This is a genomic window from Rhodococcus sp. ACS1 (assembly GCF_002300155.1).
GTDB lineage: Bacteria > Actinomycetota > Actinomycetes > Mycobacteriales > Mycobacteriaceae > Rhodococcus_F > Rhodococcus_F koreensis.
On the sequence record NZ_NSDZ01000006.1, the window covers coordinates 177,364 to 198,722 of the forward strand.

18 protein-coding genes and 1 pseudogene are annotated in these 21,359 nt (G+C 65.7%); 13 read left to right on the top strand and 6 right to left on the bottom strand.

Annotated features, from left to right (window positions below; all coding sequences use genetic code 11):
- Window positions 1-9: 9 nt before the first annotated feature.
- From CJ179_RS29365 to CJ179_RS29375, 3 genes are read right to left on the bottom strand one after another with little or no spacing between them, the layout of a single operon-like run.
- The gene (locus tag CJ179_RS29365) at window positions 10-624 is read right to left on the bottom strand and encodes an ATP/GTP-binding protein (protein WP_095863744.1); all 615 of its coding nucleotides are present in this window, start codon (window positions 622-624) and stop codon (window positions 10-12) included.
- Entirely contained in the window at window positions 621-1,040 is a 420-nt protein-coding gene (locus CJ179_RS29370; protein WP_095863745.1) for a roadblock/LC7 domain-containing protein, read from the bottom strand. The genes CJ179_RS29365 and CJ179_RS29370 overlap by 4 nt, the downstream gene beginning before the upstream one ends.
- A complete protein-coding gene (locus tag CJ179_RS29375) occupies window positions 1,016-3,547 on the bottom strand; it encodes a sensor histidine kinase KdpD (protein WP_257015831.1) in 2,532 nt (843 codons plus the stop codon). Before CJ179_RS29375 ends, CJ179_RS29370 begins: the two co-directional genes overlap by 25 nt.
- 1,162 nt (window positions 3,548-4,709) lie before the next feature.
- Between CJ179_RS29375 and CJ179_RS29385 the strand changes: the two genes are divergently transcribed.
- The 3 genes from CJ179_RS29385 to CJ179_RS29395 are packed head-to-tail and all read left to right on the top strand — an operon-like array spanning window position 4,710 to window position 7,815.
- Complete coding sequence (locus CJ179_RS29385) at window positions 4,710-5,699, top strand: nitronate monooxygenase family protein (RefSeq protein ID WP_095863747.1); 990 nt, start codon at window positions 4,710-4,712, stop codon at window positions 5,697-5,699.
- A 59-nt stretch (window positions 5,700-5,758) separates the two neighbouring features.
- Window positions 5,759-7,132 carry an MFS transporter gene (locus CJ179_RS29390; protein ID WP_095863748.1) on the top strand — a complete coding sequence of 458 codons (1,374 nt, stop codon included), beginning with the start codon at window positions 5,759-5,761 and terminating at the stop codon, window positions 7,130-7,132.
- Entirely contained in the window at window positions 7,129-7,815 is a 687-nt protein-coding gene (locus tag CJ179_RS29395; protein ID WP_095864004.1) for a pyridoxamine 5'-phosphate oxidase family protein, read from the top strand. Before CJ179_RS29390 ends, CJ179_RS29395 begins: the two co-directional genes overlap by 4 nt.
- Here the strand turns inward: CJ179_RS29395 and CJ179_RS29400 are convergent.
- Window positions 7,803-8,669: a LysR family transcriptional regulator gene (locus CJ179_RS29400; protein WP_095863749.1), complete on the bottom strand. Its 867-nt coding sequence runs from the start codon at window positions 8,667-8,669 to the stop codon at window positions 7,803-7,805. The two genes, CJ179_RS29395 and CJ179_RS29400, sit on opposite strands and share 13 nt — an antisense overlap.
- A 129-nt stretch (window positions 8,670-8,798) precedes the next feature.
- On the opposite strand from CJ179_RS29400, the gene CJ179_RS29405 reads away from it, so the two are divergent.
- Genes CJ179_RS29405 through CJ179_RS29415 form a run of 3 tightly spaced genes read left to right on the top strand, consistent with a single transcriptional unit; the run spans window position 8,799 to window position 11,996 of the window.
- Window positions 8,799-9,833 carry a nitronate monooxygenase family protein gene (locus tag CJ179_RS29405; RefSeq protein ID WP_095863750.1) on the top strand — a complete coding sequence of 345 codons (1,035 nt, stop codon included), beginning with the start codon at window positions 8,799-8,801 and terminating at the stop codon, window positions 9,831-9,833.
- Window positions 9,833-10,732 (top strand): LysR substrate-binding domain-containing protein, encoded by a 900-nt coding sequence (locus CJ179_RS29410; RefSeq protein ID WP_095863751.1) that lies wholly within the window; start codon window positions 9,833-9,835, stop codon window positions 10,730-10,732. Before CJ179_RS29405 ends, CJ179_RS29410 begins: the two co-directional genes overlap by 1 nt.
- Before the next feature lie 28 nt (window positions 10,733-10,760).
- Complete coding sequence (locus CJ179_RS29415) at window positions 10,761-11,996, top strand: YbfB/YjiJ family MFS transporter (protein WP_095863752.1); 1,236 nt, start codon at window positions 10,761-10,763, stop codon at window positions 11,994-11,996.
- On the opposite strand, the gene CJ179_RS29420 is transcribed toward CJ179_RS29415, so the two are convergent.
- On the bottom strand, window positions 11,924-13,576 hold the full coding sequence (locus CJ179_RS29420; RefSeq protein ID WP_095863753.1) for a CdaR family transcriptional regulator: 1,653 nt from the start codon (window positions 13,574-13,576) through the stop codon (window positions 11,924-11,926). The genes CJ179_RS29415 and CJ179_RS29420 overlap by 73 nt on opposite strands.
- Window positions 13,577-13,699: 123 nt before the next feature.
- On the opposite strand from CJ179_RS29420, the gene CJ179_RS29425 reads away from it, so the two are divergent.
- The 6 genes from CJ179_RS29425 to CJ179_RS29450 all read left to right on the top strand — a co-directional run bounded on the left by CJ179_RS29425 (window position 13,700) and on the right by CJ179_RS29450 (window position 19,585).
- Window positions 13,700-14,998 carry an alpha-hydroxy acid oxidase gene (locus tag CJ179_RS29425; protein ID WP_257015833.1) on the top strand — a complete coding sequence of 433 codons (1,299 nt, stop codon included), beginning with the start codon at window positions 13,700-13,702 and terminating at the stop codon, window positions 14,996-14,998.
- The gene (locus tag CJ179_RS29430) at window positions 14,995-15,918 is read left to right on the top strand and encodes a transporter substrate-binding domain-containing protein (RefSeq protein ID WP_072941648.1); all 924 of its coding nucleotides are present in this window, start codon (window positions 14,995-14,997) and stop codon (window positions 15,916-15,918) included. The genes CJ179_RS29425 and CJ179_RS29430 overlap by 4 nt, the downstream gene beginning before the upstream one ends.
- 11 nt (window positions 15,919-15,929) lie before the next feature.
- Window positions 15,930-16,865 (top strand): amino acid ABC transporter permease, encoded by a 936-nt coding sequence (locus tag CJ179_RS29435; protein ID WP_095863754.1) that lies wholly within the window; start codon window positions 15,930-15,932, stop codon window positions 16,863-16,865.
- Window positions 16,862-17,626, top strand: coding sequence for an amino acid ABC transporter ATP-binding protein (locus CJ179_RS29440; RefSeq protein WP_072941645.1), 765 nt, complete (start codon window positions 16,862-16,864; stop codon window positions 17,624-17,626). Before CJ179_RS29435 ends, CJ179_RS29440 begins: the two co-directional genes overlap by 4 nt.
- A 57-nt stretch (window positions 17,627-17,683) precedes the next feature.
- Window positions 17,684-18,067 carry a RidA family protein gene (locus CJ179_RS29445; RefSeq protein ID WP_072941942.1) on the top strand — a complete coding sequence of 128 codons (384 nt, stop codon included), beginning with the start codon at window positions 17,684-17,686 and terminating at the stop codon, window positions 18,065-18,067.
- A gap of 273 nt (window positions 18,068-18,340) precedes the next feature.
- On the top strand, window positions 18,341-19,585 hold the full coding sequence (locus CJ179_RS29450; RefSeq protein ID WP_095864006.1) for a reverse transcriptase family protein: 1,245 nt from the start codon (window positions 18,341-18,343) through the stop codon (window positions 19,583-19,585).
- Between the two features lie 28 nt (window positions 19,586-19,613).
- Here CJ179_RS29450 and CJ179_RS29455 read toward each other — a convergent pair.
- Window positions 19,614-20,353, bottom strand: a pseudogene (locus tag CJ179_RS29455) (SDR family oxidoreductase).
- 172 nt (window positions 20,354-20,525) lie between these two features.
- Between CJ179_RS29455 and CJ179_RS29460 the strand changes: the two are divergent.
- On the top strand, window positions 20,526-21,353 hold the full coding sequence (locus tag CJ179_RS29460) for an NADPH-dependent oxidoreductase (protein WP_095864007.1): 828 nt from the start codon (window positions 20,526-20,528) through the stop codon (window positions 21,351-21,353).
- The last annotated feature ends 6 nt before the right edge of the window (window positions 21,354-21,359 follow it).

Sequence of the window (21,359 nt, forward strand, 5' to 3'; positions counted from 1 at the left end):
AAGCAAGTGCTAGTAGGAAACTCGATTTTTCAACTCCTGCAGCGCATATGCCGTGATCTCGAGAAGTGAATCCTTCACCGAGGCACGGTTGCGGGCATCGACGCAGATGATCGGCACGTCGGGCGCGACTGCCAGCGCGGCGCGGATGTCGTCCAACGGGTATCGCGGAGCGTCATCGAACTCGTTGACAGCAACCAGAAAGGGAAGTCCGCGGGATTCGAAATAGTCGACAGCGGCGAAACTGTCGTCGAGTCGGCGGGTGTCGATCAGAACGATCGCGCCGATCGCTCCGCGCACGAGGTCGTCCCACATGAACCAGAACCGGTGCTGGCCCGGTGTTCCGAAGAGGTAGAGGATCAAATCGTCTGCCAGCGTGAGTCGCCCGAAATCCATTGCGACGGTGGTGGTCACCTTCTGGGGTGTTGCCGTGACGCTGTCCACGTCGGTGCTGGCGTCGGTGACCATCGCTTCGGTCCGCAACGGAACGATTTCGGACACCGCCCCGACCAGCGTGGTCTTCCCGGCACCGAACCCGCCCGCGATGACGATCTTGGCCGAAGTGACCCGGCCGGCCGAGAAGTTCGTCCCTTCAGGACCGGCCGAACGTAACCCTGACGGAATCATGACCGAACTGCCGAACGAGGCATGGCCTCGATCTCGGACCCGACCCGTTCGACCAAAATTGCCATTTCGTAACCGACCTGCCCGATGTCACACTCGGCTGTAGTCAGGGCGGCCAGTTGCGAGCCGTCCCCGACACTCATCAACAACAGATACCCGTGCTGCATCTCGACGACCGACTGCAAGACACCACCGCCCTCGAACAGCGTCGACACCCCGGCCGAGAGACTGGCGAGACCTGATGTCACCGCGGCGAGCTGTTCGGCCCGATCGAGTGGCAAATGCGTGCTCGCGGCCATCAGCAGCCCATCGGCCGAGACCAGCACGGCATGCGTCACGCGGGGGACGTCGCTGGCGAAATTCGATACCAACCAGTCCAACGTGCCACGACTCGTCACGAAGATTCCTCCTGTTGCCATGGGTCAAGTGGTCCAAGGACGGGACGTGTGCCCGTCCTGCCTGCGCGAACACCGCTTTGATGTCGGGTGAGGTGTGCGCGGACCGCCTCGGGTGTGCGGACACGTATCGGTGCCTGGTCGTCGGCGTCGACACCGCCGGGGACCAGGCGCTGCCCGGGCACACGCTGCGGAAGACCGCCGTCGGTGACCGGTGCCTGGGGGCCCTGCGCGGCGCGCCGCGCGGCCGACCAGCCGGTGTCCGCTCGGGTGACCCACCGCTGCGGAACATCGGCGTCGCTCTCCGTGGGGTCGGTCAGCCACAGGGGAGCGATACTGGCGAAGATCGGGGTCTGTGCCGTCGGATCCTCCGATGCCGCTTGTGTAAGCAGCCGAGGCTGGAAGAACGACGCCGTCCTCGCCGTGTCCAACCGATGTCGAGGTGCCGGTTCTTCTCTCACCGCCGGGCTCCCCGGTGGTGAGGGTTCGGCGTGAGGTCGCGGGGAGGTGACGATTCCGGTCGCACCGGGTCGACGGCGGGGTAGAGCGCAGGGTGCGGGAGTTGTCGGTGCAACAGGGATGGCCTGGACTCGAGGCTCGACAGCCGAAGTCAGTACGTCTCCGGGAACGTGGACCGAGGCGGTGACTCCCGCGTTGCGCGGCCGGTCCAGCGTCGGCCGAAGGGTGACGGTGATGTCGTGACGATGTGCCAGTTCGCTGACGACGAACAGGCCCATGTGGCGAGCTGTGTCAGGAGTGACCTCGGGTGTCGAAGCGATTCGATCGTTGAGTTCCCGAAGGTCGGTCGGTGACATGCCGATTCCGCGGTCCACGATCTCGATGACGACACCGCCGTCTATGGTGCGCGCGCAGGTGGTGGTCACAGCACTGTCCGGCGGTGAGAAATGCAACGAGTTGTCCAACAATTCGGCCAAGATATGCACGAGATCCCTGCCGGCAGCGCCGGTCAGGGTCACCGCTGGCACCGCACCGACGTGAACGCGCTGGTAGTGCTCCACCTCGGAGATGGACGCACGCACGGCGTCGCCCAGTTGGATCGGCGTCGGGCGAACGCGGCGGTTGGTATTGCCTGCCAGGATCAGCAGGTTGTCACCATTTCGGCGCATCCGTGTGGCGAGGTGGTCGAGTCGGAAGAGATTGTCGAGGCGCTTGGGGTCGCGTTCTTCGAACTCGAGTTGTTCGATCATCTCCAGTTGCAGGTCGATCAGGGACCTGCTTCGGCGGGCGAGCGTTTCGAAGACATTGTTCATCTGCAGCCTCAGGTGCGCCTGCTCGCCGGCGAGTAGGAGGGCTTGGTTGTGGATGTCATCGATGGCGCGGGCGACCTGACCGATCTCTTCGTGGGTGTGGACGTCGATGGGGTCGACTTCCAGCGTTGCAGCGTCCGTCCCGGACTTGAGTCGTTCGACCGCGTCCGGAAGGTCTGCGTGAGCCACTCGGAGAGCACCGTGCCGCAGTCGTCGTAGCGGCATCAGCAAGGATCGAGCCACGACCACGGCGAGCAGAATAGCGGCGAGCAGCAGGGCAGTCACGACAGTCAGGTCCCGCCACGCGCTGGTCCGCAACGTATCCGACTTGGCTGCAACCGCATCACTGAGACCGGCAGACGCCGTGGCGACTGCGCTGGAGTAATCGTCGATACTGTCGAACAGCGAGTATTTGAGACCGGTCAGGGCCTGATCGGCACTCTCACTTCGAGTGGCACTCTGCAACAATGCGGTTCGATCGTTGATGCCCCTCCGTAGTGCTGCAATGGTCGGGTCATCGGGCGAATACCTTTGCGCCACCTGATCGAGAAGTGCGGATTCGGTCCTCAGGTGCGCGAGCAGGTTGACGCCCTCGGCCTCGAGAGTTCCACCGGGTTCACCGGCAAGAACTGCCGAGGATGCGACGACAGACAATCCCTCAGCGGAGATCAGCTTCTGGGCCGACCACATGCCCTCGAGACGCCCGGTCTCGACGACGACCTCGGGGTCGGCGATCGGCTCGGTGATCGCCGACACCACCCTCGACAAGGCAGAGCGGATGGAGGCGAGCTGTTCGGTGAGAGCCGCCGTCGATGTCGGTCCCTGCTTGGCCTGTGCGCTCAACGCTCGCGCATCGGAAAGGGCAGTCCCGAGGTCGGCGGCCGTGCCCTCGTCGAGCTCGGCCCCTGGACGCACTTGTTCCACCACGCCAATCGACCTGTCGAGGCTGTCGATCATCGCCGGGGTGACCGTGCGCTGTGCCAGTGTTCCCATCACGACGGACGCGTCCCCGTCCAACTCGACCAGAAGCGGGAGCATCTTGACCCGATCGGCGACCGTCGTGAAGTCCGCTGCCGCACGCAGGCTCTGCTCCACGCGAAGACCACCGAGCACAGCAGCAACAGCGATCGGAACGATCAACACGATCGCGATCTTCCAACGCAGCGGCCATCCTGCGAGCCCCCGTGACCGCCGCCGCTCGTGACGTCGCCGGAAGCCGCCAACCACGGCGGGTGTGCGACTCATCTTGGCCTCTCGGGTCATGCTCCCTCCGGGACGAGAGGGTGCGTGGCAACGCCGAGGGCGCGGACCGGCAATGTCCGAACTGGCCTTGGCTGTTGATCGGGAGACTATGTTCGACCGAGTCGGGTGCGGGAACGCTGCCAGGATGTCGGGATTCCGCCCGCAATGGACCCAGGGCGCGTTCGGAAAAGCCGGAGGGACGGTCATCGGAGTCGATTAGCCACGACATCGGGACGCCCGACCGGTTGCAGGCCTTTCGGGGGTTGCTTGCACGCCTGCGGCGCCACGATGACGGGAGCTCGGTGATCACTGATCGAGGGTACGAGGCATGGGTGCGGGTACTCCGCTGACCTGGGACGATGGTTGGCACGCTCCGTACTCCCCGGTGGTGCAGGATGCTTCACCCCGCGCTGTCTATTCGAAAGATTCGAAATTAGTTTCGATTGTTTCGAATGGGAGGGGTTCGTTGGTGGGTGCGCAGGCGTTGGATCAGCACACGTATCTGCCGCAGGCGGCGGAGGGTGTGAGGTTTGCGGAGGTGCATGCCGCCCTCGAGCAGGTCGTGGCCGCCAGTACGAGGCACGCGCGCAGACCGCTGTCGAGATCGACGACGAGGACGATCCGGCGGTGGTCGCGGAGCAGCTGAGCGGAAGGCGGTTGCGGAGCGCCGACGCACCCGCAGCGTGGATCGGTCAGCCGCGGCGGGTGGTCGATAGGCGCCGGGGTGTTAGGAGCAGTTCTCGACACGTGTGTTCTCTGGCCGAGCCTGCAGCGGGATTTCCTGCTGTCGATGGCGGTCGAAGGCTTGTATCGGCCGTTGTGGTCGGAGGTAATCCTCGACGAATTCGAATTCCACGAGGCCGCGAAACTGGAACGACGCGGGCACAGTGCGGCGGCAGCCCGAGCGGCTGGTGCGCGGCTGGTAGGAACACCCCATGGATGGATGGAGATGGATGGCTCCTGTACGAGCCGCACGTTAACTGTTGCAGAGCAGTGGGTTTCGCGATCCCGCTGTGCGCTGCCATCGAATTCTCGAGCGTTCTGTTCTGGAGAACGCAGGGTTCGGTACAAACCGTTGGACCCCCCTTCTGCCGGCTTCTAGCGTTGTCGCAAAGCCGTCCGGTGTGACGTGCAGCACGTGGAGAACACGGCGACACGTCGGAAATGTGTGGAGGAGCCCAGCATGAGTCTGCAGAACCGTCTGACCGAGAAATTCGGAATCGAACACCCGGTAGTCCTTGCACCGATGGATTACGTCTCCGATTGGCGATTGGCCACCGCTGTGGCCGAGGCTGGTGGGCTGGGACTCATCGGCGGCGGATACGGCGACGAGGCCTGGTTGCGTGATCAGTTCGACCACGTGACGACCGACGCGGTCGGTTGTGGCTTCATCACGTGGTCCATGGCGCAGCAACCGCGGCTTCTCGAGAAGACGATCGGCTACCGGCCTGCGGCGATCTTCCTCTCCTTCGCCGACCCGGCGCCGCATGCGCCTGCGATTCGTGCCGCGGGAATTCCGCTGATCTGCCAGGTGCACGATGTCGACCAGGCGCGCCGGGCGGTCGAGGTGGGGGCGAGCGTCGTCGCTGCTCAGGGCGGAGAGGCGGGCGGCCATGGGACGGGGGCCCGATCGACGTTCACCCTGGTGCCCGAGATCGCCGATGTCCTTCGGCGGGAGGCGCCGGACGTGATGCTGCTGGCGGCCGGTGGAATCGGCGACGGCCGGGGCCTGGCAGCAGCGCTCGCACTAGGTGCCGACGGCGCCCTCGTCGGAACCAGGTTCTGGGCGGCCGAGGAGGCGGCGATTCCGCGTGCGGCCCAGCACCGCGCGCTGTCGGCGGGTGGGGACGACACGATCAGGCAGAGCGCCTTCGACATCGTGCGTGAGAAGCCCTGGCCGACTCGGTACACGGGGCGAGTCCTGCACAACGACTTCATCCGCCGGTGGCACGGCGACGAGCCGGGCCTGCGGGGTGCGCTCCGGGAGAGGCAGGCGCAGTTCCTGGCAGCGGTGAAGGCCGAGGACTACGACGTCGCGAATCTGATCGTCGGTGAGGTCGTCGGACAGATCGATCGTGTCGGCACCGTCGCGTCGATCATCGACGAGATGGTCGGCACGGCCTGCTCGATCCTCGGCCGCACTTCCCACGACCTGGCGGCGATCGGCTCCTAGCGCCCGATCGGTGCGACCTCGCAAACCGTCACCCCGCGCGTCCCCCAGAAGGATTCCCCATGACCAGCCAGTCCGTTTCACCACCTGCTCTCGCGAGCGGTGTCGCGAAGAACAGTCTTCGCAAGATCATTACCGCGTCCAGCGTCGGAACGTTGATCGAATGGTACGACTTCTACATCTACGGCAGTCTCGCAGTCGTGTTCTCGGGGATGTTCTTTCCCGAAGGAAACGGAACCGCAGCACTACTCGTCACGATTGCCGCCTTCGGAACGGGCTTCGTCGTGCGCCCCATCGGCGCCGTCGTGTTCGGCAGAATGGGGGACCGGGTCGGACGTAAGAAGACGTTCTTGACGACGTTGCTCATCATGGGCGGCGCCACCACGATGCTCGGACTGATGCCCACCTATGACCACATAGGAATCCTGGCGCCGATACTGCTGGTGACGTTGCGGCTGCTGCAGGGGCTCGCGATCGGCGGTGAGTACGGGGGCGCCGTCGTCTACATCGCGGAGAACTCGCCTTCGAAGAAACGCGGAGCCCTCACGAGTGTTCTCCAAACCACCGCGACCGGCGGTCTGCTGCTGTCGATCGGCGTCATCGTGCTCTGCCGGGTCAGTTTGGGCGAGGAGGCATTCGACTCGTGGGGCTGGCGGATCCCGTTCCTCCTGTCCGCGGTCCTGGTGCTCTTCTCGCTGAAGATCCGCATGAAGATGCACGAGTCGCCGGTGTTCGAGGAGATGCGACGGACCGGAAACCTCTCGCGTTCACCGATCAAGGATGCCGTCGCGCACAAGCCGTCCTTTGCGTTGCTACTCGTCGTGGTCTTCGGGGTGACCGCCGGTCTGGGGGTCGCCTGGTACACGAGCCAGTTCTACACGCTGTACTTCCTGCAGACGATCTTGAAGATCGACTTCCTCACAGCCAATGTCTCCGTCGGGATCGCACTGGTCATCGCGACACCGTTCTTCGTCCTCTTCGGAAAGCTGTCCGACAAGCATGGACGGACCCGGATCATCCTGTGCGGACTGGTCTTTTCGGCAGCCGGCTACCTTCCGCTGTTCGCGTGGATTCGACACGCCGCCGTCCACGGCGACCAGTTCCAGATGGTCCTGGCACTGACGATCCAGGTCGTCTTCGTCACCATGATCTACGGGCCCACGGCGGCCTTCCTGTCCGAATTGTTCCCACCGCAGATCCGCTACACCGGACTGTCCCTGGCCTACCATATCGGGACCGGCGTGTTCGGTGGCTTCACCCCTCTGGTGGCGCTCTCGCTCGACACCGCGACCGGGAACGTCCTTGCCGGGCTGATCTATCCCGTCGCGATCACCGCGGTCACGGCAGTGGTGTTCGTGCTGACGTTGCGGCGGGGAGTGGACAGCCCGATAGTCCGGCGGGCGTGGAAGCAGATCGATTCCGAGTGCTCGTCATGAGACACCCGACCCGGTACGGTGCGATCGCGTTCACCGCCCCGGTGGCCGAGCGGCAGAAGGCGACGGGAAGCATCCACTGGTACGGGCGGAGGCGAGCTCAGGGCGAAAACACCGGCAGGCCCGACGAACTCGACACAACTGTGACCGCACTGATCCGTGCCACCGATTCGTTCTTCGTCGCGACGGTGACGCCCTCCGGGTGGCCCTACATCCAACACCGGGGCGGTCCGACCGGCTTCGTGCACGTGCTCGATCCCTCGACGATCGCGCTCGCGGACTATTCGGGAAATCAGCAGTTCGTCACGGTCGGCAACCTCGACGAGAACGACGCAGTGGCCCTCTTCTTCATCGACTACCCCACCCGCACCAGAGTCAAGGTTTACGGACGAGCCGAGGTCGTCGAGCGTGCCGACGATCCGGATCTCGTCGCCAGGCTCCTCGCCACGGCTGACGGGGTCGTGAAGGCCGGCTGTGACCGCGCGCTCGTCGTCCACGTCGAGGCGCTGGACCGGAACTGCACGAAGAACATTCCCCCGAAGTACGGCGAGGCGCGGATGCGGGAATCGCTCACGTTGGCCCGCAAGGGATTGCAGGACGAAATCGATATCCTGAAATCCCGCAATGCCGAACTGGAGCGGGAGATCGCGCAACTGTGTGGCGGCGGTGACGGTCAGCGGGGTTGACGGACGGTGGTGCCGGGTGGGGGAGAGTTGCGGATCGCGGCGTCCCGCAGAACTCGCAGGAGCGGCGTCACCCGGTTGCGGCGGTACACGAACCTCACGACCGCGGGCGGCGCACCGACCAGCGGGATGAACCGGACATTGCGGTGGTTTACCCGCCGCCGGGCGACTTCCGGAACCGTGCCCACACCGCGATCCGCAGCGATCAGTTCGAGCCACTCGTCGAAGTTCGAGCACGTCACCACCGGGCCGTCGTGGTTCGGCCACAGATCCTCGGACGTGGTGCCGCTGAGGGTGTTGATGACCAGAGGAAGAGTTCCGAACTCCGCCCAGTCGATGGACTCGCGGCTCGCGAGAGGCGAGGCAGCGGATACCGCCGCGATCCGCTGCTCCTCGAACAGCGGATGCTGCACGAACTCGTCGCCCGGGACGTCCCGGCGGACGACCGCGGCGTCCACGGTGGCGTTGTTCAGCGCGGCAATGGGGTCGTCGCAGCGACGCGGAACCACGGTGGCGCGGGAGTTCCTCTCGACGTCGTCGATCACCTGCTGCGCCCACGGATCGGGGAGGAGCCAACTGAAGCCCAGGGCGAGGGTTCGGGTGGTGTACAGCGCCACCGCGGAATCGAGATCACCGAGAATGACGCGCACCTTCTCGACGAACCCGGCGCCGTCCTCGGTGAGGGCGAGCGCACGCGAGGTCCGGTCGAACAACCGCACGCCGAGCGAGGCCTCGAGTTGCTGCACCGTTCGGGTCAGTGCCGGTTGCGTGATGTGGAGCGCGGTCGCCGCGGCGGTGAACGAGCCCGCCTCGGCGACCGCCACGACCGCTCGCAGATGCCGCAGTTCGATGGTCATAACTGCCAAGCATAGATCCAGCCGAAACGGCATTTCCGCTCCCCGATGCGGCGGTGCACGATGGTGGACGGAAGCGTGAGAACGGCGTGAACCTCGTTCGTCACGCACCCATCCACCGAAAGGATCCTGGTGTTCGATTTCGAGGAAGACCTCCGAATTCCCATCGTCGGGGCGCCCATGGCGGGAGGGCCGAGCACCCCCGAACTCGTTGCTGCGGTCTCGTCCACCGGCGGCCTCGGTTTCCTTGCGGCCGGGTACAAGAGCGTCGATGCGGTTCGCCATGAGATCGACGCGGTTCGCGCTCTGACGGACGCACCATTCGGACTCAATCTCTTCGTCCCAGGCCGTCCCCTGGCCGACCGCGCGGCCGTGGAGACCTATCGGGAGCGGTTGCAGCCGCTCGCCGAACGCCGGAACGTGGTGCTGCCCGAGGTCGTCGACCACGACGACGACGCGTTCGACGCCAAGGTCGACCTCGCGGTCGAGCGTGCAGTTCCCGTGGTGTCCTTCACGTTCGGCCTTCCGTCGCGAGGCGTCGTCGATCGGTTGCACGCTGCCGGCAGTGCCGTCGTGGCCACGGTGTCGGATGTCGACGAGGCACGGTCGGCCGCCGAGCGGGGCGTCGATGCGATCTGTCTGCAAGGAGTCGACGCAGGCGGGCATCGGGCGACGCTCGATCCGGACGCGGAGCCGGACCCACGTTCGACCCGGGACCTGGTCGAGGCGGCCCGCGCCGCGGTCGACCTTCCCCTCGTCGCGGCGGGAGGGATCGCGACGGGCGAAGACGTCGCTGCGGCTCTCGCGGCGGGCGCCACCGCCGTGCAGATCGGTACCGCTCTCCTGCGCGCCGACGAGGCGGGCACCAAAGCCGCGCACCGCGCCGCGTTGCACGACGCCCGGTTCGGAGACACCGTCGTCACCCGCGCGTTCTCGGGTCGTCCCGCGCGTGGCCTGGTCAACGATTTCATCACCGACTTCGATGCCTACGCGGTGACGGCCTATCCGCAGGTTCACCTGCTGACCAGTGGGCTGCGGGCCGCGGCGGGCGCCGCGGACGATCCGCAGGGCCTCGCCCTGTGGGCCGGCCTCGGGTATCGCAGTGCCCGGTCGGCCCCCGCCGAAGAGATCGTCCGGGACCTGTGGAGAGAAGCGCGGGACGCCTGATGGACATCGGCGACCTGAGCTTCTTCCTGGCCGTGGCCCGCGCCGGGGGAATCTCCCGGGCTTCGAAAGAACTTCTGACGGTGCAGTCGAACATCAGCTCACGGATCCGGGCGCTCGAGGACGAACTCGGAGTGGAACTGTTTCGCCGCCATGCGCGCGGAGTGACTCTGACGAACCCCGGCGAACGTCTGCTGCCGTACGCCGAACACATCACTCGGCTCGTACGCGAAGTGACGCAGGTCGTCGGCGACGACCTGGATCCTTCCGGACGACTCGCGATCGGCTCCATGGAGACCACCGCGGGATTGCGGCTCCCCGGGGTGCTGGCCGCCTTCAGCGAGGACTGCCCCCGAGTCGACTTCACCCTGACGACCGACACGACCGACGCCCTCACCACCCAGGTGCTCGAGCATCGACTCGACGGGGCGTTCGTCTGCGGACCGGTGCGGCATCCGGACCTGGTCTCCGAGCAGGTGTTCGTCGAGCAATTGGTGCTGGTGAGCGGCGTTCGCGTGGCGGACTTGGACTCCGTGTCGGCCGACGGACGGCGGCACAGGGTTCTCGTCCTCCGGGCCGGTTGCGCCTACCGGGCCCGACTCGAGCGGCTCTTCGAGCAGCACGGTCTGCCGAATCCGGACGTCCTCGAGTTCGGAAGTCTCGAGGGCATCCTCGGGTGCGCGGCCGCCGGAATCGGTGTGACGCTGCTGCCGCTGGGCGTCGTGACCGCGTCGCCGTCGGCGTCGGCTTTGAAGGTGCATCACCTCGCGCCGGCCGACTCGCGCGCGGAAACCCTGTTCATCCGCCGCAAGGACGCCACCACTACCCCTGCCCTGTCGCGTTTCCTGTTCCACACCCGCGCGTCCAGCCGCCCGGCCTCCCTGAAATCTGTGGCTCGCTAGCGCTGCGAATGTCTTTGAAAGAGAACGTATGAACGCAAGTGGTAGCGCCGAAGACCTGGTCGCGTTCCGCACGCCGACATCGCCGTGGGTCACGGTCGGCCAGGTCGGGGCTGCATTGGCGGCGAGTATGGGCATCGGACGGTTCGTCTACACACCCGTACTTCCGCTGATGGAGGCCCAGGCAGGATTGACACCGTCGGCGGGCGCCGGTCTGGCGACGGCAAACTATCTCGGATATCTCATCGGGGCGCTCGCCGGAATCGCCCTACCCGGGTTGATGCGCTCGGCGGCAACCCTGCGTGTCTCGCTGCTCGTCCTGACCCTCACGCTGGCGTTGATGCCGGTGGCATCGAACGAAACCTTCTGGGGCGTGTTGCGGTTCATCGCAGGTGTCACCAGTGCGATGGTGTTCGTCGTCGCTGTCAGCGCCATGCACTTCACTCTGAGTGGGCAGGCGGCGCACCTGTCGGGCTGGGCGTTCGGCGGAATCGGGGCAGGTATTGCCCTGTCCGGACTCGTCGTCCTCGTCCTGCGGTCGATGGGTACCTGGGGCTCTGTGTGGTGGGCGGCTGCACTGCTGACCCTGATCTGCACTCTCGCCGCGTGGACGCTCACACCGGAACGCGCTCCCATGGCACCGACGGTGGAGCGCCGAAAATCGCCCAAGAGGAAGCGCCGCTGGTTCAGCATGCTGTTCATCAGCTATTCCCTCGAGGGCGTCGGATACATCATCGCCGGCACTTTTCTCGTCGCAGCGATCGACCACACCGCAGGCAGCGTCGCCGGCAGTGGCGCCTGGGTGATCGTCGGGCTGGCGGCGCTACCGTCCGCTCCACTCTGGGCGTTGCTCGGCCGGCGATGGTCTCGCCCGATCCTGCTGGTGACCGCCCTCGTCGTTCAGGCCGCCGGCATCGCGCTGCCTGCGGTGGCAGACGGCATCTGGCCCGCCCTGATCTCTGCCTTCCTGTTCGGGGGAACATTCCTCGGCATCAGTCAGATGTCGCTGACGATCGGCGCTCACCTCCAGTTCCCACGCGCGGTCGCGATCCTGACGACCGGATACAGTCTCGGTCAGATCGGGGGCCCGCTCATCGTCACACCACTGCTTTCCGATGGCTACCACCTGGCATTGCTCGTCGCGTCGGGCATCGTTCTGGCGGCAGCACTCGCCGCCACGCTACTTGCGTCCACTCACATGAGGTCTGTCGAAACGAGTCGGAGCCACAGCCACAGCCGCGTGGTCGGATTGTCGAAGTCGATCTGAAACTCTTCGGCGAGACGGGTGATCCGGTACCGAATGGTATTGCCGTGGACATGCATTCGGTCAGCCGCCTTGGACACGTTCGCGTTCGAATCGAAGTACGCACGTAGAGTGATCAGAAAGTCGGTGTGATGGGTGGCGTCGTACGCCCGGATCGCATCGATGACGTCGAACTTGTCCAGTTGCTTCTCGGTGATGTACTTACCGATCTCCAGTAGGTTGAGCTCGGTCCAATAGTCTTCGAACACAGCCGCTGCCGGGGCTCGAGGTGTCGGATTCTCTCGCGTGACCGACTGTTGGTGCATCAGGTACCGCAGTGTGCGCAGCGCCTCGGTCCGGGATCGAGGTAGCTCGCTGATCTGCTCGGCGATCCCGCCCACAGCGGAGACGACGGGATGCGCGCTGATCGTCGTCGCGTAGGAGCCGATGTCACGAATGACGCGACGGTGGGCTGCACGGGGAGAGTCGCCCGCGCAGGGCAACAGCGCATACACGACCGAGTCGATCAGGGCGCTGTACGCACTGCGGAACTGGACGTTGCACGTGACGGTCACGAGCTGCAGTAGCCGATGTTGCTCGCGCATGGCGTCGAGGCTGCCGCCGTTCGGATGGGTGAGGGCGAACGCCGCGATGGCGAATCCGTCGGTGAACTCGAGACCGAGTTGCGCGGCGGCGAACGAGGCCCGGGCCGGATCGTCCATCAACGTCCGCATGAGATCGGCGTTGCGTCGTTCGGTGAAATCGGAAGCGGACCGGGCGTGAAGCATGTGCAGTCCGGCCAGCGGCGCCAGCCTGTCGAGCGCATCGAGGGCCGGTTGGCGGCGTTCACCTCCGGGATCGATGATCCAGATCGATCCGAGCAGTTCCCCGCCCGCCCGGACCGCGAGCGCCAGCCGGTCCGCGATCCCGCTGGGCGACTGCACGAACAGTGCGGCGGTGGAGGAGTAGACGACCTTGAAATCGGCGTCGAGGGCTGGAGGTGTCCGCTCCTGCAGGGTCAGAGTCGTCTCGCGCCGTAGGTCGTCGATCGGCTGGCCCGGCACCGTGGAGTATCCGAGGATGCGGCCCGAAGGATCGACGATGCTGGCGGCGCCATTGGTTATCGAGGCAACGGCGTTGGCGAAGGCGAACAGATCGCCCAGGCGCACGCCCGATACCGAATCGACCGCAGCACCCGCGACCGCTGTTCGTGCCATCGCGATCAGTCGTGTCCAATCCGCGTCGTCGCCGACGACGAGCACGGGAACGTCGTGACGACTGGACGCGGCCCGCAGGTCCTCGATCGGTGTTCCTCGTGCTTTGACGATCACGGCGGCGGCCTCGCCGTCGGCGGCGTGGACGAGTACCCGCTCGAATCCGGCGGACCCACAGGACACCCCCATCGCGAGGACGACGGTGTTCCTGACGTTCGCCTGGTCGTCGAGTGCGTCGTAGAGCTGTACGTCGGCGACGGGACGGCGGAGATTCTCGGCGGTCGGGTTGACGTGCAGTAGATCTTCCTGCACCAGCCTGTTCCAGGCTGACAGCGCGATCGGCGCAGGTGTCGTGTCGCGATGACGCAACGACTCCTCCGTGCGATCCATTTGGAACATCTTACAAGCATTGATCTCGAGCTTGGAAACTCCTCCATATGAACCAGGTGAGGTCTGGATCACTATTGGTTCCACCCCGCGCACCGGGTGTCAGCACCACTTCGAGGAGTCCCGATGAAACTCAGAGATATCAGGTCGTTAGTGAATGTCGAGGGCCCCGCTCGGTCCGCGTCACAACGCCTTGCACGGCGATGCCACAGCATCGAAGACGTACGAAAGCTGGCTGCCGCCCGTCTGCCGCTGAGCATCTTCGACTACATCGAGGGCGGCGGCGAGGACGAAGCGTCGGTCCGCCGCAATCGTTGCTCGTTCGACGACTGGTCCTTCGTGCCACGCTGGGGCGCGGTGGAGAACCTCGACCTGGCGTCGACTCTCCTGGGCAAGCCGGTCGCCATGCCGTTGATGCTCTCACCCACCGGGGGAACACGACTCTTTCACCCGGAGGGCGAACTCGGTGCGGCGCGTGCTGCTCTCGCCGCGAATGTGCCGTACGGTCTGGCGCACCTGAGTACGACGCCGATGGAACTGGTCAGCGCGCAGACCCCGGGCCTTCGTCGCTGGTTCAACATCGAACCGATGGCGGACAAGGGCATGCTCCAGGCGATGCTCGACCGGACAGCGAACGCGGGATACGAGGCCTTGCTGGTCAACGTCGATTGCCGAGCGATCGGTCATCGCGAACGCGACTACCGCAACGGCTTCACTGCACCCCCGTCCCTGAAACCGCGGACGGTCGTCGAAGGGGCACTCCATCCCGTATGGGCGTGGAGGTTTCTGCGCAACGACGCGATCGCTTTCCCCAATCTCGACGGAACCATCGCGGAGGGGCCGCTGGCGAGCACGCCGGATATGTGGCGAACCCTGCTGTCGGGTTCCTACGAACCCACCGATTGGGACACCCTCTGCGACCTGCGCTCCCGATGGAGCGGTCCGATCGTCCTCAAGGGGTGCGTCAGCGCCGACGATGCGGCGATCGCCGCCGACATCGGGATCGACGCCATCCAGGTCAGCAACCACGGCGGCCGGCAACTCGATCACATGGCCTCCCCGCTGGACGTTCTGCCGGAGATCGTCGAACGCGTGAACGGTCGGGTCGAGATCATCGTCGACGGCGGCATCCGCCGTGGCTCGGACGCGATCAAGGCGCTGGCGCTGGGGGCGACTGCGTGCGCGATCGGCCGTCCCTACCTCTACGGCCTCGCGGCGGCGGGCCAGGAGGGTGTTGCGCACGTGCTGCGGATCTTCGCGGAGGAGATGACCCGAACGATGATGCTGCTGGGGGTGTCGAGCATCAAGGAACTGCAGGACAGCGGGCCGTCCCTCGTGAGGAACCGCCACGCCGCCTTCGCCCGCTCGACGAACGCGTCCACCGGACCGCGCACGGTCACCGCGAAGCGGAAGTCCTCGTCATGACGAGTCGTCCCGGAGGCTACTCTCACCGATTCCTGTGTGCCGGCGCACTCGCCGCCCTTCTCCTCTCCACGGTTGGTTGCGGTCGGCTCGAGGAATTTGCGGACCCGCCGGCCTCGGCTCCCGTCGAGGGTGACAGCACGCCGTCGCTTGCGGTGAACGAATCGGCCGTCGCACTGCTGCCCGGTTCGGTGTCCGCACGGCACACGCTGCGGGTGGCGATCCCGACGAACGAACCTCCTACCCAGTTCTATTCGGAGGGCACCCGGTACATGACGGGCACGAACCCCGACATCGCGAGACTCATCGGGAAGGCCCTGAACCTGGATGTCGACATCAAGGTTGTCAATTTCGACTCCATCATTCCCGGCATCGCTGCCGGACGCTACGACATGACGGTGTCCTCGATGACGCCCACCACCAAGCGAATGGCGGCAATGGATTTCGTCGACTACATGCGAATGGGGAATGCCATCGTCGTCGCGAAGGGAGCGGAGCCCGTCACGAGGGACACTCTCTGCGGCAGGAGAGTCGGCGTCCTGACGGGCTCGTATCAGCTCACCGTCAACGTTCCGGCCTACGAGCAGGACTGCGCGGCCGCCGGCAAGCCGCCGATCCGGATCGGCCAGTTCCAGGACACGCGGCAGGCGATCTCTGCGCTGACCAGCGGCCGGCAAGATGCTGTGCTGGCAGACTCACCGATCCTCGAGTACGCCACGGCCAACAATCCGGCAATCGAGGTGTCGGACACGTTCGACTACACCCCCGTCGCGGTCGGCGTGACCAAGGAACCAGCACTCGTCGACGCCGTATCCGCGGCACTCGACTCCGTCATCGCCGGCGACGCGTACCGGGAAGTCCTCGAGAAATATGGTGCGGAGTCCGCGATGATCACCCGAGCTCGCGTCAACGCGGCCCAATAAGGAGACCTACCATGCACCAATTGGCCTCGCGAGACGCCTTCCCTCCGCCGTCGGCGGTATCGGCGTCCCCGGACACGTCCATCCCGGTTGTGCCACTCAAACATCCTGTCCGGCAAACATTCGGACTGGCACTGTTCATCGTCGCCGTGGCGGTGACGTGGAACGTCGCAACCAACGACCGGTTCCATTGGAATGTCGTGTCGTCCTATCTCTTTGCGCCGGAGATACTTCGAGGGGTTGTTCTGACGATCATCCTGACGATCGTCTCGATGACTGCCGGTATTTCGCTCGGAACGCTCCTTGCCGTCATGCGACTGTCGGAGAACCCGATCGTCAGTTCGATCAGCCGCGGCTACATCTGGTTCTTCCGGGGAACTCCGCTCCTCGTCCAACTGATCTTTTGGTACAACATCGCAGCCCTGTATCCCACCATCTCGATCGGAATCCCCTTCGGGGGACCCGAATTCATGATCGGTTCCGTCAACACGCTGATCACGCCACTCGGGGCCGCCCTCCTCGGGCTGTCCCTGAACGAAGCGGCCTACATGGCAGAGATCATCCGCGGTGGCATCGGATCGGTGGACAACGGCCAGTACGACGCGGCTCAGGCGCTGGGAATGAACAAGACTCAGCTGATGCGCCGGGTCATTCTTCCTCAGGCGATGCGTGTGGTGTTACCGCCGACGGGGAACCAGGTGATCTCGATGCTGAAAGGGACCACCCTCGTCAGCGTTCTGGCGATCTCCGATCTGCTGTACTCCGCGCAGATCATCTATTCGCTGAATTACCAGACGATCCCGCTGCTCATCGTCGCGAGCCTGTGGTATCTCCTGATGACCACCATCCTGAGCTTCTTCCAGGACAAGCTCGAGAAGCACTACGCGCGCGGTTTCACCGCGGCGGTCACCCCCGCACGCCGTCGATTTGCACTGGGAAGGGCGAAATGAACACCGTCATGGTGAAAGCAGAGGGAGTCCGGAAGCGATTCGGTGCCACCGAGATCCTCAAGGGCATCGACCTCAGTGTCGAGCGCGGCTCGGTGACCTGCCTCATCGGACCGTCCGGATCTGGGAAGACAACCTTCCTGCGCTGCATCAATCACCTCGAGAAGGTTGATGCGGGCTGCCTGTACGTGGATCAACAGTTGATCGGCTACTCGGAACGCAATGGCCGGCTTCACGAGATGAAGCCCCGCCAGACGGCACGGTCTCGACTGAATGCCGGCATGGTGTTCCAGCGCTTCAACTTGTTTCCGCACATGACCGTGCTCGAGAACATCATCGAAGCCCCGATCCACGTTCTCGGCAGACCCCGCGACGAGGTGACGGCGGAGGCACACGTGCTGCTCGATCGTGTCGGACTGGGGAACCGAGGTCAGGCATACCCACGGGAGCTGTCCGGGGGACAGCAACAGCGGATCGCGATTGCCCGCGCCCTGGCGATGAAGCCCAAGTTGCTGCTCTTCGACGAGCCGACCTCCGCGCTCGACCCGGAACTCGTCGGTGAGGTACTGGACGTGATGAAGTCCCTTGCCGAAGCCGGTATGACCATGGTCGTGGTTACCCACGAGCTGGGGTTTGCCCGCGAGGTCAGCGATCAGATCGTCTTCATGGATCAGGGTGTCGTCGTCGAGGCGGGCCCGCCGGCCGAGGTTCTGGGGAACCCGCACCAGGAGAGGACCCGCGCGTTTCTCTCGAAGGTGCTGTGAACACCTCACCCGCCCGCCCGCGACCGATAGCAACGAACAATCAGGATTGAGATGCACATGAACAGGCAACAGATCAGCACAGAACATGCACCCAGCCCCGCAGGGCCCTACTCTCAGGCGATCATTGCCGACGGGGTCCTGTACACAGCAGGTCAGACGCCCCACCACCCCGATACGGGGGAGCTCGTCGGCTCCACCATCGAAGAACAAACGGACCAGGCGATGCGCAATCTCGCAGCCGTACTCGAATCGTGCGGCTCGGACTTCTCGCGCGTGGTCAAAGCGACCGTCCACCTGCAGAATCCGGCGCGAGACTTCACCGGTTTCAACGAGACCTATCAGAAGTTCGTCTCGCACCCGTATCCGGCGCGGACCACCGTCGGATCGCACCTCGGTGACTTCCTGGTCGAAATCGACGTCGTCGCCCTGTGCCCCCGCTGACCGGGTCGATGGCGCACTCCGACCGGCGGAGTCGCTCGATTCGAAAGCAAGACCGATAGGGCCCCGCACGGCAGAAGTCATGTGGCATTCTCACGAGGTGCGACGGTGCGGAGGTGAGAGTGGTGTGGCCGGTTCGCCGACCGCGACCACGTCAGGGGTAACCCCTGGCTCGACAGTGTTCACCGGAGACACCGTCCGACGCGCGACCGCATGCTCCGCGTGCTCCGGCGCGCCGCAGACGACAGGTATCGGTCACCTCGCACCGTCGCACACATGACGGAACGTCCGGCCCTGCCGCCCGAGTTCGCCCGTCGCCTCGCAGCGGCGGCGATCGATGGAACCTGGACGAGGGCCGGCCTCGTTCTCCGCTTCGAGGAATCCGGAGTGCCGGACGCCGCCCGGATCGCGGCACGGCTCCACGACCTCATGCCCACGCCGCCGATCGACGGCATCGACAGCGTCTTTCGGCTGCTGTCGGACCTCCCGCTGATCGAGCGAGCAGAGCCGATTGTCGACGAAGTCTCCGGCAACGACTGGAGGTTCGACGTCCCGCAGTGGTCGCGCACCGCCGCGGTCGCCGAGGCGGTCGGCCTCACACCCGCCGAACTCGACTGGTTCGCCGATCCCGGCGGGTGGCTGCGCACGAAGGCGCCGCCGCTGCAGCACTACCGCTATCGGATCCGGCCGGACAACCGCCTGCTCGAAGCGCCGAAGGAACGCCTCCGGGAGGTACAGCGCCGGATTCTGCGGACCGTCCTCGATCGCGTTCCGCCTCATGCGGCGGCGCACGGATTCGTCCGAGGCCGCAGTGTCCACACCTTCGCCGGCCCGCATGCGGGGCACGAGGTCGTGCTGCGCATCGACCTTCGCGCGTTCTTTCCCTCGGTTTCGCGGACGCGGGTGCGGGCGGTCTTCGACGCACTCGGCTATCCGACCCGGGTGTCGCGGGTGCTCGCCGGGCTCTGCACGACGTCGACCCCACCCGGTGTCCTCGCGCAGCTTCCCTTCGACGCGGCGAGCCGGCTCCGGGGTGCGCACCTACCGCAGGGGGCGCCGACGTCGCCGGCTCTCGCCAATCTGGTTGCACACCGGCTCGATCGCAGGCTGACCGGACTTGCGCGCGCCCACCGCGTCGCGTACACCAGGTATGCCGACGACCTTGCGTTCTCCGGCTCGGACCTGGCGGTGGATCGACTGATCCACGCCGTCGGCGGGATCGTGACGGACGAAGGCTTCGCCGTCCACCCCGGCAAGACCCGGGTGATGCGAGCACACCGGCGGCAGCACCTGGCCGGGCTGGTGGTCAACACTCGTCCGCAGGCGTCCCGTGCCGAGTACGACGACGTGAAGGCGCTGCTGTTCAATTGCGTTCGGCACGGACCGGATTCGCAGAATCGTGACGAAAGACCGCACTTTCGCGAGTACGTCTACGGGCGCATCGCCTGGGTCGGGGAATCGAACGAGAGCAGGAAACGTTCGCTGCATGCACTGGCCGCCCGAGTCGACTGGACGGGGTAGCGGCCGCGGGGGCGCCGCCGGACTGTGGTCAGCCGCGGCCGATGTACGGCATGCGGGAGGCCATGATCGTCATCGTCGGCACGGTGACGTCGAGGGGCAGCTCGACCAGCCGGGTCACCGCGTCCGCGACGTACCGCGGATCGAAGGTGGGTTCCGCTCGCACGGACCCGTCGGCCTGGCGGGCGGCGTGGCCGATGCCGGCGGTCATGGCGGTTGTGGCGTTCCCGATGTCGATCTGGGTGCAGCAGATGTCGTGGTCGCGTCCGTCGAGCGCGATCGACTTGGTCAACCCCGACACCCCGTGTTTGGTTGCCGTGTAAGCGACGCTCGCGGGTCGTGGCGTGTGCGCGGACAGTGAGCCGTTGTTGATGATGCGTCCCCCGCGAGGTGTCTGCGACTTCATCATTCGCACCGCCTCTCGGGAGCAGAGGAAGACCCCAGTCAGATTTGCGGCGACTGTCCGGTCCCAGTCCTCCGGTTCGATCTCGTCCACCGCGCCGGAGGGGTGCCGGCGTTGTTGACGAGTACGTCGAGGCGGCCGAACCGTTCGGCGACGGCGGCGAAGACGCTGTGCACGGACTTGGGTGAGGAGACGTCGGCCGGTACCACGAGCGCGTGGTCGTGCCCGTACGCCGTCTGATCGAGGGCGTCGCGTGTCCGTCCGGTCAGCACCACGTGGTGTCCGGCGTCGAGTAGTGCGGTCGTGATGGATCGTCCGATGCCCGAGCCGGCACCCGTCACGACGATGACCCGTTCCGTCACGTTCACTCCTCAATTCGGTCGACAACACATGCTCACGACCAACTGATGGTAACCATCGAACTGTCGCCGATCGCCGGTGTTCGACAGCCGCCGTTCGGTCGGCCGGTTCGTGGTGCCCGCAGGAATCACGGTGCGCCGAACCCTGGAGTGGGGACGCGGAGTCGGGTTTCCTGTCCCGGTGACCATCGCAGACATCGCACCTCGTACCGCACTGCAGCAGCGCTACTGGGACCCCGCCCTCACCGAACCCGCGCAGTGGAATCCGGTTCTCGAAGCCCTGCATTCGCACCGGTCGGTTCGCCGCTACCTGCCCGATCCGCTGACCGACGAGACCCTCGACGTCCTCGTCTCGGCGGCGCAGTCGGCCGCCACGTCGTCGAACCTCCAGGCGTGGAGTGTCGTCGCGGTCCGCGACCCCGACAGGAAGGCCCGCCTGGCCGCGCTCGCCGGCGATCAGGCCCACATCGTCGAGGCCCCCGTCCTGCTGGTGTGGCTCGCCGACTTCGCCCGCGTCCGACAACTCGCCGGCGACCGCGGCGCGCCGATCGAGGGAGCCGATTACCTCGAGAGCAGCTACCTCGGGTTCATCGACGCCGCCCTGGCGGCGCAGAACGCCGTGACCGCGGCGGAGTCCCTCGGCTTGGGAACGGTGTTCATCGGAGCGCTGCGCAACAAGCCCGAGGAGGTCGTCGCGGAACTCGGTCTGCCGCCCCACGTGTTCGCGGTGTTCGGGCTCGTCGTCGGACATCCGCATCCGGACGCCGACGCCCAGATCAAACCGCGCCTGCCCCGGCAGGCGGTGTTGCACCACGAGAAATACGACCTGCCCGCCCAGCGTGACCACGTCGACGCCTACGAGGGGCGGATCGCAGCCTTCTACGGCGCCCAGCAGCTCGAACATTCGTGGACTGCACGGGTTCTGGACCGACTCGCCTCGGCAGCACGGTTGAACGGGCGGGACCGGCTGAAGGAATCGCTGATCCGTCTCGGGTTCCCCTTGCGCTAGCGGCTG